This is a genomic window from Chitinophagales bacterium (assembly GCA_016787225.1).
GTDB lineage: Bacteria > Bacteroidota > Bacteroidia > Chitinophagales > JADJOU01 > CHPMRC01.
In genome coordinates, this window is record JAEUUY010000026.1 from 285,527 (window position 1) to 299,401 (window position 13,875).

General features: G+C 35.9%; 10 protein-coding genes. 7 read left to right on the forward strand and 3 right to left on the reverse strand.

Annotated features, from left to right (window positions below):
- The first annotated feature begins 127 nt into the window (after positions 1-127).
- The 3 genes from JNL75_10590 to JNL75_10600 all read left to right on the forward strand — a co-directional run bounded on the left by JNL75_10590 (position 128) and on the right by JNL75_10600 (position 7,625).
- Positions 128-3,007 carry a serine hydrolase gene (locus tag JNL75_10590; GenBank protein MBL7790264.1) on the forward strand — a complete coding sequence of 960 codons (2,880 nt, stop codon included), beginning with the start codon at positions 128-130 and terminating at the stop codon, positions 3,005-3,007.
- 29 nt (positions 3,008-3,036) lie between these two features.
- Positions 3,037-3,585, forward strand: a complete 549-nt coding sequence (locus JNL75_10595) for a YqgE/AlgH family protein (protein MBL7790265.1) — start codon at positions 3,037-3,039, stop codon at positions 3,583-3,585.
- Positions 3,586-3,713: 128 nt separating this feature from the next.
- The gene (locus JNL75_10600; protein MBL7790266.1) at positions 3,714-7,625 is read left to right on the forward strand and encodes a gliding motility-associated C-terminal domain-containing protein; all 3,912 of its coding nucleotides are present in this window, start codon (positions 3,714-3,716) and stop codon (positions 7,623-7,625) included.
- A gap of 44 nt (positions 7,626-7,669) precedes the next feature.
- Here the strand turns inward: JNL75_10600 and JNL75_10605 are convergent, their stop codons facing one another.
- The gene (locus JNL75_10605) at positions 7,670-8,575 is read right to left on the reverse strand and encodes a TIGR01777 family oxidoreductase (GenBank protein MBL7790267.1); all 906 of its coding nucleotides are present in this window, start codon (positions 8,573-8,575) and stop codon (positions 7,670-7,672) included.
- 28 nt (positions 8,576-8,603) lie between these two features.
- Positions 8,604-9,371 carry an enoyl-CoA hydratase/isomerase family protein gene (locus JNL75_10610; GenBank protein ID MBL7790268.1) on the reverse strand — a complete coding sequence of 256 codons (768 nt, stop codon included), beginning with the start codon at positions 9,369-9,371 and terminating at the stop codon, positions 8,604-8,606.
- Between the two features lie 122 nt (positions 9,372-9,493).
- Here JNL75_10610 and lpxD point away from each other — a divergent pair, with 122 nt between their 5' ends.
- The 4 genes from lpxD to JNL75_10630 all read left to right on the forward strand — a co-directional run bounded on the left by lpxD (position 9,494) and on the right by JNL75_10630 (position 13,525).
- A complete protein-coding gene (lpxD, locus tag JNL75_10615; protein MBL7790269.1) occupies positions 9,494-10,504 on the forward strand; it encodes a UDP-3-O-(3-hydroxymyristoyl)glucosamine N-acyltransferase in 1,011 nt (336 codons plus the stop codon).
- Positions 10,505-10,620: 116 nt separating this feature from the next.
- Complete coding sequence (locus tag JNL75_10620) at positions 10,621-12,018, forward strand: bifunctional UDP-3-O-[3-hydroxymyristoyl] N-acetylglucosamine deacetylase/3-hydroxyacyl-ACP dehydratase (protein ID MBL7790270.1); 1,398 nt, start codon at positions 10,621-10,623, stop codon at positions 12,016-12,018.
- Positions 12,019-12,023: 5 nt separating this feature from the next.
- Positions 12,024-12,812: an acyl-ACP--UDP-N-acetylglucosamine O-acyltransferase gene (lpxA, locus tag JNL75_10625; GenBank protein ID MBL7790271.1), complete on the forward strand. Its 789-nt coding sequence runs from the start codon at positions 12,024-12,026 to the stop codon at positions 12,810-12,812.
- 98 nt (positions 12,813-12,910) lie between these two features.
- A complete protein-coding gene (locus JNL75_10630; protein ID MBL7790272.1) occupies positions 12,911-13,525 on the forward strand; it encodes an ATP-binding cassette domain-containing protein in 615 nt (204 codons plus the stop codon).
- An 8-nt stretch (positions 13,526-13,533) separates the two neighbouring features.
- On the opposite strand, the gene JNL75_10635 is transcribed toward JNL75_10630, so the two are convergent.
- Entirely contained in the window at positions 13,534-13,707 is a 174-nt protein-coding gene (locus JNL75_10635; protein MBL7790273.1) for a hypothetical protein, read from the reverse strand.
- Between the last annotated feature and the right edge of the window lie 168 nt (positions 13,708-13,875).

Genomic DNA, 13,875 nt, shown 5'->3' on the forward strand with positions numbered 1-13,875 from the left:
TTAAACTTTACTAGACATAAAATATCTTAGGATTGTGAATAGAGGATAAGTATTTAGTCCATATATTCACTCAATGAGTATTTTTGCTGATATGCCTAGAATCCTGTTTTTAATTTTTGTCTCATTCATGTCTGCCTCCATACTCATTGGTCAACAAGTGGTATTCACTAAATCGGATACACTCTGGGCTTTGAAAACCATGAATAGGTTAAATACGAAAGAAAAAATAGCCCAGCTATTCATGACAGAGGTCTATCCAAAACCTGAAAACAAAGACAACAAGAAAAAAGTATTGCAACTGATTAAAAAAAATAAAGTCGGAGGTCTAATCTGTATGAAGGGTGACTATGGTCTCACTGGCGAATGGCTTCGAGAGTTTCAGAAAACAAGTGATGTTCCTCTTTTAGTATCTATAGATGGTGAATGGGGCATCAATATGCGTATAGCGAATACTACAAAATTTCCTTATCAATTGACCATGGGGGCATTGGCGAATGATAGCCTAATTTATGAAATGGGACGGGCAATAGCTAGAGATTGTCGCAGATTGGGAATTCATGTAAACTTCGCTCCAGTAGTCGATATAAATATCAATCCTAATAATCCGGTAATTAATTATAGGTCCTTCGGTGAAAATAAATTAAAAGTGGCAAATAAGGCACTTAACTACGCCCTAGGTATGCAGTCAGAAAATGTTATGGCTTGTGCTAAGCATTTTCCAGGACACGGTGACACTGATGTGGATAGTCATCACGATATTCCTGTAATAAATAAATCAAAAGAAAAATTAGAAGATATAGAGCTCTTCCCTTTTATAAGAATGGCAGAAGAGAATGTATGGGGGACCATGATTGCCCATCTTAAAGTACCTAGTCTCGATTCAGTTAATACTGCCTCTTTATCCTACGATGTCGTCACCAAGTTGCTAAAACAAGATTTGGGATTTCAAGGTTTGGTATACACAGATGCACTCAATATGGGCGGAGCTACTAAGAGTTCAGAGCCGGGATCTCTAGAGCTAGAGGCTTATATAGCAGGAAATGATATTTTGCTCATGTCGCAAAATATTGAATCTGGAATAGAAAAAATCTATCAACACATCATGTTGAGTTCGAATTCTAAAACAGAACAAGATTTAAATAATCGGGTATTTAAAATTCTCTTATTCAAGCATAGACTAAAAACGGAACAAATATTAGCTACTGAAAATGCACCCGATGAGTCTTATAATAAAAGTCTAAGAGATAGAATCTATCAAGATGCCCTTACTTTTGTATCACAAGAGAAGACAATTGAATCCCTAATACTAGATAAATCACGTTCTGCTTTACTCATTTCATTCTCTGATAAGTCTACTAATTTTGCTCATATGATGCAAGGATTTAAGGAGATGGCTCAAATACGATTATCCAAAAATTCTTCAGACAAAGAGTATACCAGTGTATTGGAAGCCACAAAAAATTATGAGCAGGTTTTTATAGCTTACCATGACTTATCACAACATAGCGCCAATAATTTTGGATTGACAAATCGTCAAATCAACTTCATAGAAAGTGTAAGCAATTTGCCAAACATTACACATATATTATTTGGCAATCCTTATGCATTAAAGTATTTTCAAAAGGCCAAAAATGTACTTATCACCTATGAAGATAATGAGATTGTTCAGATAGTTGCATTTAAAAAATTATATTTAAACGAAAAGTTTTTAGGGAAACTACCTGTTTCTGTTGGTGTGTTTCCTGAAGGCAGCCAATATCTCATTTCTCAAAAAACGCTACCCAAACAAGAAGATATAGCCGCTGATACTGCTTTTATAGATGAAGCATATCTTACACAGATAAGTAAAGCCGATGCCTTAGCCAGAATAGAAACGCTCTGTATGGAAATTCAAAATAAAGGTGTAGCTCCTGGTGGGCAGCTTTATGTCATGCATAAAGGTAAAGAAATTTATAAAAAATCATTTGGAAAGCACACATATGCCACTCAATCTAGAGAGGTAAAAAACTCAGATATTTACGATCTGGCTTCGGTCTCTAAAATTATTGGGACAACACTCGCATTAATGAAAATGAACGATGCAGGTATGATTTCAATTACTGATAGAGTAGGCGACTATTTAACCCTTGGAGAATTTAATACAGTTTCTAATGTAACATTAGCTCAGCTCCTGACCCATGAAGCTGGGTTAACCCCGTTCATACCATTTTTCGAGCGATTTAATGATAGCAATTTTTTCAATTATTTCAGGACAAATTCAGAGGCCAACTTTACCACAAAAGTAGCCAATGACCTTTATGTTAGAGACGACTACAAAGATAGCATGTGGTATGAAACAACACATCGAGAGCGTAAGGGCGAAGGACGATATAAATACTCTGACCTCAGCATGTACATACTGCAAAAGATAGTAGAGACCGCTTCAGGGTTATCCCTTGACCAATATTTATACACCCAGATATATAGACCTATGGGGCTTGAATTGTGTTATAATCCAACGGAAAAAATAAAACTTGAGCGAATTGTCCCTACGGAATATGACTTTAAATTTAGGCTTCAACAAATCCATGGCTATGTCCATGATCAAGGGTGTGCACTATATGGTGGGGTTTGTGGTCACGCCGGGTTATTTGGGAAAGCAGAAGATGTAGGCAAAATTATGCAAATGCTACTTGATGGTGGTCGGTACAAAGGTAAACAATATATAAAACCTGAAACTATAGCACTTTTTACAAGCCAACAAAATCCAAATTCTAGACGTGGATTGGGCTTTGACAAGCCTAGTGTTGACAATTTAGGTTCTAGTCCTACCTCACCACTATGTTCTTTTGCTACTTTTGGGCACACTGGATTTACGGGTACATGTGCATGGGCAGATCCTTTTAACGAGCTCGTATTCGTTTTTCTTTCCAATAGGATTTATCCAGATGCTAATAATAAAAAACTAGCAAGAGGAAAATATAGAGAGCGATTGCAATCCTTGTTTTATCTTTATACTAAAGAATAATTTCTATCAAATAATAAAAAACAAATATAGTGAAAGTAGAACCTGGAAGTTTATTGATAAGCTATCCTTTTTTAGAAGATGATTATTTTTATCGTTCTGTTATTTGTATGATAGAGCACAATGGTGAAGGATCATTTGGCCTAATAATCAATAAAAAAATGCCCTATAAAATTGGGGAGTTAGTTCCTATTTTATCTCATTTAGATAATCATATCTATATGGGTGGTCCAGTTGATACTCAGTCACTTTTCTTCTTACATCCCTACCCAGATCTCAAGGACACTATGAAAGTTGCAGAAGGGCTTTACATGAATGGGGATATCCAAGAATTGAAAGATATGATAGAGTTGGATTTTGCACAAGGGCAGGAAATCCGATTTTATCTGGGCTATTCTGGATGGTCTGTAAATCAGTTACAAGGAGAAATCGACGAGAAGTCTTGGCTAATAGGACCCTCGAATCCTGGGCTAGTATATGATGACAGCCTAGATGATATCATATGGAGAAAAGCTGTAGAACAACTCGGGGATGAGTACAAAGACTTGGCTAAATTTCCTATAGACCCTCAGATGAATTAAAGTATTCGCTATCCCTTTAACTAGTTTTTCTATTGATTTCTAGCTATTTCGATTATCTTTGTAGATGGTAAACTATTCATTTGCCACTATGTATGAAATATTTAAGGTATAATTAAAATCAGTGTGAATTGAAATCATTTTTGCGATTGATTTTTACTGGATTCTTATTTGTTTCCACTCAAATTTCAGAGTTGAGGGCAGATCATTTCATTGGTGGTCAATTAAGCTATGAAACGGTAGATTTGGATTCACTAAGAGGCGTTTTTCAAGTAACCTTAAGAGTCGAAAGATTATGTAACTCGTCCAGCACCTTCTTCCCAGAGTACTTAATTAAAGTATTAGAATACAATACAAAACCAAGCCCAAATTATTCCTTAAGTGTATATAATGCCAAGCTTTTTGACTCTAGCTATATATACTATCCTTGTACTCCAACCAATAGTGCATGTACTGGTTCTAGTGGGCAGATAATAGAAGTTAGATATTATAGAGTTCAGATTGTGGTGCAGAATACAAACAAAGAGTGTGTTGTGTTTTTTGATGAAAATTCAAGAAGTTTTGGCGACAACATAGACCAGATAATTAGTGAACCATTAGTATTGTATACTTCCTTTGTTCCGCGATATCAGAATTCGCAATTCAAATTTAATGAGTCAAAGCGTCACTTTCCTCTGAAAAATAAGCTTTCAGAAATCGAATATACTTTATCAGACACTGAAGGAGATAGCATATCCTATAGTACTTCTCTTCCATTTAAGGCCTTGAATTATACCATCTCAGGACCAACTATGAATTATTCTTTATTAAAATCTCAAGCTAAAGCTGGGCTAAACGACAAAAGACCATTTTATATGCAAGAGACAACCCTAATAAACACACCAAACACGATTCAGTTTACGCCTTCTGTAGAACAAAACTCATGGTTAACGATAGTCAAATCAGAATTTAGAAAAATAAATCTAGGTATAAAAGATACATGGATTTGTATTAGTAAATCGAACATGGATAGGTTATTCACGATGTTTGATATAAATACTCAATTTCATTTAAAAGAAATTAATTCATTGTCAAGTGCTGTAAAAATTACCAACCATGATATAACTATTTGTAATGATGGCAAGCAGCATCCAATTAACTTTTCATTTCCTATAGAATCTGGAATTCAAACGAATAAGTTCAAAGTTTTTCAAGGACTAACTGATATTAGCACTCAAGTCTCTGCTGTAAGAAAAACTGGTACAGGTGGCGTTGACACATTAATATTAACCTATAATAGCCTATTTACAGGAACAAATGACCTGATAACAAATCTTCGTTTTGACTTTGATTTATGTCATACTTCAAGTGGTATAGGATTTGACAGGAGTTTTCGTGTTGGCCTACATGTTTTCAATTATAAGATTTTTGAAAAAGACACCATTCTTTCCTGTGCTTCAATACTCTCGGTGCCCACATTGCATCACAAGCCTTTGCTAATAAACTGGGGGACTTATTCTTCTAGCGCTAAAACAATAACGATCAATAACCCTAAAGATACTTGGTTAGTAGCACAATTGCAAACCCCTCACTCACTCTGTCCGACTAAAGATTCTATTTATATCAATCAAGGTTCCATTTTTACTTTAACTACGATTGGCTACTCACCTAGCTGCAAAGGCTATGCTGATGCTGCCGCCAAGGTATCTGTCACAGGGACCAATGGTCCATTTACCTTTAGATGGAGTAATAGCTCTACTTTCGATAGCATTACCAGCATTCCAGCGGGCAAGCATAGCGTTGAAGTTAAAGACAAGGATAACTGTAAACAAACAGATACGATAAATATAGCTGAGCCTGCAGGAATTACAGCACATTGGGTGGTAGATAGCCCTATTACTTGCTATAAAGGGAGTAATGGTCGGGGGCATATCCAAGTGACTTCGAATATCAAGCCCAGCCAATATTTGTGGACAACAGTAATATCAGCAGATTCATTTTTAATGAATCTTTCTGCAGGTGCATATGAAGGTCAATATAAATATACCAACTTGTCGAATATAATTTGTGACCAAGCCTACAGTTTCGTTATTGATGAGCCTGATAGCATTTACCTCCACATTGTTACTACAGATAATACTTGTTTTGGTGAGGCAAAAGGCAAGATAGCGGTCCTGCCTGTCGGAGGACACGGTGATTTTCTTTTCTATTTTGACCATGTAGAAACCAGTGTTGGTTATAAAGATAGACTAGCAAATGGCACGGTCAATGTATATGCTAAAGATGTTAAAAACTGCATATCTTCAATACATCCTGTAACTATAAAAAGTCCTGATAGACTAAAATACAATATTATCGCTAATAATCCGAGTTGTGCAGGTGTGTCTAATGGTTCTATAGCTATTCATCACCCCGAAGGTGGCTTATCGCCCTACGTTTTCTCATTAAACCTTGGAGACTTTTCAAGCAATACTAACTTTACCGACTTAGGTGCAGGTCCATATACTCTAAAAATGCGCGATGCCAATAATTGTACCTTTGTTCAAAGCTTTCCTTTAAGCAATAGTTATACATTGAATGCTAAGCCTGATTTAATAGAAGATTCTAGGTGTCCACGTTCTAATACTGGTAAAATTCATTTAGATATTTCTAATGGTTTCAGTCCATTCAAGGTTTACTATAAGTCCGATTCCAGCATTACGACGAGTACCGTGTTGCATTTAGATAATTTGAGTAAAGGGAACTACCCAATTCGAATTGTAGACAAGAATGGGTGCAATTGGCTTTCTCAATATCAAATAAACGAACCTGATACTATTAAATTACATTCTATTTTGAATCATGAATCCTGCTATGGATTTAAGAATGGGAGCATAGTAGCCAGTATCGTTAGCGGAGGAAACCTCCCATATGGAGTGATGAAATGGTACGATGAGAATAATGCTCTACTGCCTTTTTCTCAATCTTTAAAACCAGGTATTTATTATCTCAGATTTAACGATCAAAAAAATTGTAGTTATGAGTATACATTTCAGATTAAAGGAAAACCTCAACTGAAAGCAAATCTAGAAGTTTCTCAAACAATTAATTGCCATGGATACGCCAATGGTAAGATTAAATCAAATACTATAGGCGGAAGTCCCCCTTATTCATACCAATGGAGGAATTATAATCAAAGCCTAAACTCTGATTTAAATAATTTACCAGCTGGTAAATATTTTATCAGTATTACGGATGCTGATAATTGCAGTATATCCGATAGTATTGAGATTTCACAGCCCAATCCAATAACTTTAGAATCTCTAAAAATTAAAAATACAGATTGTCCAAATTCAACAAATGGAGGCATTACAGTATTAAGTCTGGGCAGCAATGGTAGCAATGCCAATCTCACCTATGCACTTAAAAATAAAACAGATTTCTCTTTATCAAAGACATTTACAAATCTCGCAAAAGACAACTATACTATTATTGTAAAAGATTCAGTTGGATGCCAAAAAGAATTTGAAAGTGAGGTCAAGGTTGATAAAAGTCTTGAAGTTCAATTAGCGCCCTCCCAATCTATGGAAATAGGTCATGAATATCAAATCAACCCTAAAATAGTCTTAGGTGAAAACACGCTCTCTGAAGATATTACAGGTTACGATTGGAATCCTAAATATGGATTATCATGTACCGATTGTTTATCTCCCAAATTTATAGCAACGAAAACAGAAATTTTCACCATAGAGGTACAATATGGCAAAGCCTGTAAGTCTAGTGCTTCAACACTAATAGAAGTCAGTAAACCAGAAGATGTCTTTATCCCAAATTCTTTTAGTCCAAATGGTGACAATAAAAATGACATTTGGTATATTCATGGAAAAAATGTAATAGGTTTCGAAGTCCACGTATATAATAGGGTAGGCGAATTGGTATATTCAAGTTCGGATATCAATAAGGGCTGGGATGGCACCTATAGAGGAACCAAAGAAAATACAAACACCTATAAGTACATAGTAAAAGTAAACTATACAGATAAAAGTCAACGCCTATATGAGGGTAGTTTAAATCTTTTTAGATAGTATATGTCCATACTAATCTGCAAATCACTAATTTGAAGATTTTTTTAAAATTTTTTCTTATTATTCTTTAAAAATTGTGCTAAGGTGCTAGATTGAAACCTAAACCCAAGTTGTTCTATTTTTCTAGAACAAACCTTCTGTGAAAATAGAAAGACCTCACTCATTTCCCCTATCATCCACTTCAAAAGAAAAGCAGGAACTGTAAATGGAATAGATATACCTCCAAACTTCTGATTATATTTTTTCAGAAGATAAATAAATTGAACAGGCTGTGGAGATACCGCATTGAATATACCTGTTGTCTTTTTAGTACCAATGTAATAAATTAACTCACATAAATCGTTTACATCTATCCACGAAATATACTGTCTTCCGTTTCCAAATATAACCATAAACTTAAATCGCAGACCCATGACTAATTTTGGAAATGCTCCCACACTAGGATGAAATACAATTCCAATGCGAACGATAGCAAAGGGCTGATTTAATCCTTGAATAGCCGACTCCCATTTCTCTGTAATATCAGCTAGTCGACCACTTCCTTTTAAAGCCTCCTCTGAAAGTTTCTCATGAGATCTATTGCCATATATCCCAATGGCAGAAGCCTGAACTAAAAATTCTGTCTTAATTTTACCTGAATTAATAAGGTCTTTTAAAAACACAGTCGATTTTACCCTACTATTCAATAACTCTTCTTTGCGCTTCTTAGTCCATAATTTATCTGCTATACCTGCTCCAGCAAGATTTATAATTATATCAAAACTGTCGATACCCTTTAAATCTATCTCTTGCGTGTATGGAGCCCAATAGAGAACATGCTCTTGTTTTGATAATTGTTTTTGAGTAGATAGAATATATACCTCATAATACCGACTAACAAAAAGCCTGCGCAAGTGCTCTCCTACAAAGCCACTCCCGCCAGCTATCAGTACTTTTTTTGTTTTTTCCATCAGTTAAACAAATTAGCTATGATTTTCTTTACCAAGTTAACTTTGTTTTATCAATAAAAGAATTCAGTCCTTTCTTAAAATCAGCTGTTTCTCGCATCTTAGCATTAGCTATAGTTGCCAGTTCTATTGCTTTTGCCCATGGTTTATCCTGTAGTTCTACTAATAATTTTTTGGTTTCTCGCACAGAAGTCTCACTTGTCGTCTCAATCAATTGCAACGCGAGGTTATAAACATAATCTTGAATCAGTTCTTTTTGCACAATGACATGCACTAACCCAAATTTGAGAGCTTCATCACCAGAGACTAGTTTGCCTGTTAGTAAAAGTTCTCTTGCCTTAGACTCTCCTATTTTTTTTACTAAATAAGTAGAGACCAAGGCTGGAATAAACCCAATCTTAACCTCAGAATATCCAAATCTTGCCTCCGGTACAGCATAACAAAAATCCGCAGCAGTAGCTATCCCGCAGCCTCCTGCAATAGCATGACCTTCTACTTGAGCTATAGTGAGTTTAGGAAAATTATATATCTTATCAAACAGCTCGGCTATATGTCTGGTATCAGCGAGATTCTCTTCAAAGTTATTATCCTTTAATGACATGAGATAATCTAAATCCGCCCCAGCACAAAAAACATCACTATTCGATTTTATAACTAATAACTTCACACGATTATCGAGAGATAGATCGTCTAAGGAAGCTTTTATTCTGCGAATAAACTCAAAATTCAAGGCATTTTTCTTTTCAATACGATTGAGCGTTAAATACCCAATCCTTTCCTTTATTTCGACATCTAACATGAGTTGATTTTTTACAACAATGCAAACCTAAGTCATTCCATTTAACTGAACAAATTTATGGTTAAGATTTAATGTTAAGAATCATATTTTTTTACCTACATTTGGTTTATCAATAAACCAGTATGATATTTAAAGCAAAAGATATAGCCAAACTCATAGGAGGCAAGGTAGAAGGAGATGAAAACAAAGAAGTCTCAACATTTAGCAAAATTGAAGAGGCTTCGGAGTCTAGTTTATGTTTTTTTGCTAATGAAAAATACGCTCCATATTTAGAACATACAAAGGCGGCTGTAATTTTAGTTTCCCAAGAATTTGCTTATTCAGTTCCCCAAAGTGTAACACTCATAAGATGTGATAGTCCCTATGAAGCTACTGCTAAGCTATTAGAGTTTTACCAAACCAAAATGAGCCAATCAGGAATAGAGTCGAACTCATTTATTCATGAAGCTGCAAAGATAGGGAATCAGGTTTATATAGCATCCTTCGCCTATGTTTCAGAAAATGCTTCAATTGGTGATCATAGTAAAATTTTTCCACATGTGTTCATAGGCAAGAATGTCTTCATCGGCAAAAATGTTGTTATCCATTCCGGAGTAAAGATATATGAAGGCTGTAAAATAGGAGATAACTGCATATTGCATTCCGGTGTCATTATTGGCAGTGATGGCTTTGGATTCGCCCCTAGCGCAGATGGTAGTTTCTCGAAAATACCACAGGTCGGCAATGTGGTTCTTGAAGAAAATGTAGAAGTAGGAGCCAATACTGTTATTGATAGGGCTACTATGGGTTCTACTCGGATTCAATCTGGTACCAAGCTAGACAACCTGATACAAATAGCCCATAATGTGGTCATAGGGAAAAATACGGTCATCGCTGCGCAAACAGGTATCTCTGGTAGCACAAAAATTGGCGATCAGGTGATGATAGGTGGCCAAGCAGGAATCGTAGGACATATTCAAATAGGCGATAAAGTCAGAATCAATGCCCAAAGTGGTGTTTCTAAATCTCTAGAAACTGGAGCTGCTGTCACAGGCTCTCCTGCCTGGGACTATACTAGAATGCTCAAAGCCCAAGCCTTGATAAAAAAACTGCCGGAGTTATTTGAGCGAGTTCTTAAACTGGAATCTAAATAGTCATATCTTCTTAGCTATCTTTTATCATCAAGCAAGGCGACTTGAAAGGCCTTGAAATTGAATTTTAAGTTTAATTTTAAAAATATATATTTGTACGAAATTGAACGGATAGGAGGATGAATAATTTCCAGCAGACAATCAAAACAGAAGGCTCTATTAGTGGGCACGGTCTTCATAGCGGTAAGACAGTCACCCTTACCCTAAAGCCTGCTGCCACGAATCACGGTATAAAGTTCCAGCGATTAGATTTGCCTGATCAGCCTATCATAGATGCTAACTGTGACTATGTAGTACCTTCAGAGCGAAGCACCACGTTAGATAAAAATGGCGTTAAACTGATTACAATAGAACATATATTATCCGCATTGGCTGGTTTGCAGATAGATAACGTATTGATCTGTGTAGACAACGAAGAAATGCCTATCCTAGATGGTAGTTCCGCTCAATTTGTCACCTTAATCAAACAATGTGAGATATTAAGACAAGACGAAACAAGGGAACTATTTCAGTTAAAACACAATGTCATTATAGAAGATCCGGCTACAGGCTCGAAAATCATAGCCATGCCCAGTGATAGTTTCAAAGTGACGGTTATGGTTGATTATAATTCGCAAATTGTAGGACCACAGCACGCCTCGTTAGATCATTTTGAGGACTATGAAAAAGAAATTTCACCTTGTAGAACTTTTGTATTCTTCCATGAGTTAAAAGCACTTTTTGATGCCGGTCTTATAAAAGGAGGGAGTGTAGATAATGCTATTGTCCTAGTAGATAAAATGCCAAGTCAAAATGATATTGACGAGTTATCAAAATTATTCAATAGAAATGATATAGAGGTAAAATCAGAAGGATATTTAAACAATATAGATTTACATTTCCAAAACGAACCTACAAGACACAAGCTACTAGATGTTGTAGGTGACTTATCCCTTATAGGCACACCTATTAAAGCACATATCATTGCTACTCGACCTGGGCATAAAATCAATACCGACTTTGCTAAAATGCTCAAGGCAAAAATCAAAGAATCTAGATCTAAAACAGATGCACCTGTTTATGACCCGAATAAGGAACCAATTTATGATATCCATGCGATTCAAAATATTTTACCGCATCGATTTCCAATGCTATTGGTAGATAAGATTATCGAAGTTACGGATAACTACGTGGTAGGAGTAAAGAATGCCACAGTCAATGAACATTTCTTTGCGGGGCATTTTCCTGACAATCATGTCATGCCAGGAGTACTTCAAATTGAAGCTATGGCGCAATGCGGTGGCATGCTGGCATTAAAATCGGTAGAGAATACGAAAGACTATGACGTCTACTTTTTAAAGATAAATAATGCCAAATTTAAACGCAAAGTTGTACCTGGTGATACACTAGTCATGAAAGTAGAACTCATGGGACCAATAAGGCGTGGAATTGTAGAGATGAAAGGCACTATATTTATCGGAAACCAAATAGCCACGGAAGCGGAAATGATGGCAACAATAATTAAAAGACAAAAATAACGCCCATGCTGCAGCCATTATCCTACATTCACCCGAATGCCAAAATAGCAGAAACTGCAACCATAGACCCGTTCACAACCATATACGGCGATGTCGAAATAGGCGAAGGAACCTGGATAGGCTCTCATGTTACTATCATGGATGGAGCGAGAATAGGCAAAAACTGCAAAATTTTCCCTGGAGCTGTCATATCGGGCATACCTCAAGACCTCAAATATAAAAACGAAAAAACGACAGCTGAAATAGGAGATAATTGTGTTATCAGAGAATGTGTGACCATCAATAGAGGCACTACCTATGCTAACACCACTAAAATTGGACATAATTGCCTTATTATGGCTTACGTTCACCTTGGCCACGACACTATAGTAGGAGATAATGTCATTATAGCAAACTCTTGTAACCTCGGTGGACATGTCATTGTAGAGGACTGGGCTATTCTCGGTGGCAACGTTAATATCCAACAATTTACCCGTATAGGTGCTCATAGTTATATCTCCGGAGGTATTTCTATCAATAAAGATATACCACCTTTTGTCAAAGCAGCAAGGATGCCAGCATCATATCATGGCGTGAATAGTGTAGGGTTAAAACGCAGAGGCTTCTCTCAAGATACAATTAATCACATTTTTGATGTTTATCGAATTCTATTTGTTCGTAACTCTAATATATCTAAAGGTATAGAAATGATCGAAGCAGAGATACCTCCGACTGCAGAAAGAGATTTAATTGTCAGCTTTGTCAATGCTTCTAAAATTGGGGTATTGAAGGGATTTAGGAAGAATGGATCTTAATTAAACTTTAGCTATTAGGCTCTAGCCGTCAGACGGATTTTTATTTTGCACTTTTGACTGAGAACTTAAAAAACTGACAACTGACAACTATTCCAAGCATGCAAATTCGTCTAAAAGCAATTCAAAAAACTTACCAAAACAAAGTAATTTTTCAAAATCTGTCAACAGAATTTGAAAGCGGTAAAAGATATGGAATAGCTGGACACAATGGATCTGGCAAATCTACATTGCTAAAAATCATAGCAGGATTTACCACACCTAACGCAGGTCAAGTTCACTATTTAAGTGATGGAAAAATTATTGCTGTAGATTCTGTCTACCAACATATCAATTTCATTGCACCATATATAGATTTGCCAAGCGATTTGAGTTTTTATGAACTCTTGAATTTTCATTTCTCAATGAAAAAAAGAAATTTTGATGTAAGCAATGATGAAATCAATTCCTACTTTCATCTTCCTATAAATCTCCCTATCCGACAATTTTCTTCTGGCATGTTACAGCGTGTCAAACTGGCTCTTGCCTTTTTCACACATGGCGACGTTATTCTCCTAGATGAACCTACCGAAACTTTAGACATGAAAGGATTTGAGCTCTATGCTAGCCTTCTAGAAAAACTAAGTAATAATAGAACAATACTTATTGCGAGCAATAAAGAACAAGACTTTATAGATTGTCAATCGATTATCAGAATTGATAAATCAAAAGGTTGATTCTAATATCATCTGGACATTTTATAACCCTGAGTCATTCTTTTACCCATAGCTGCATACTCATCCACCTGGGCTGGAGTAGTACCTAAGCCATCTACATAGCGATTAAACATACAAAACGCAGAGGCTACTAATACGGTATCATGAATTTCCTCATCTGACGCACCAAAAGACTTAGCCAATTGTATGTCTTGAAAGTCAACTTGCCTAGGTAGTATTCACTAAAGTGTGTAAATTGATTTTTGGTTGAGAGTTATAAAATCAATTTATTTCTTTTGAAGAAGAATCATTCTTAGAGAGAATGACTCCTCTTCTCAAGATTTTTGGGTTTTGCAAAATTAATCATTCGA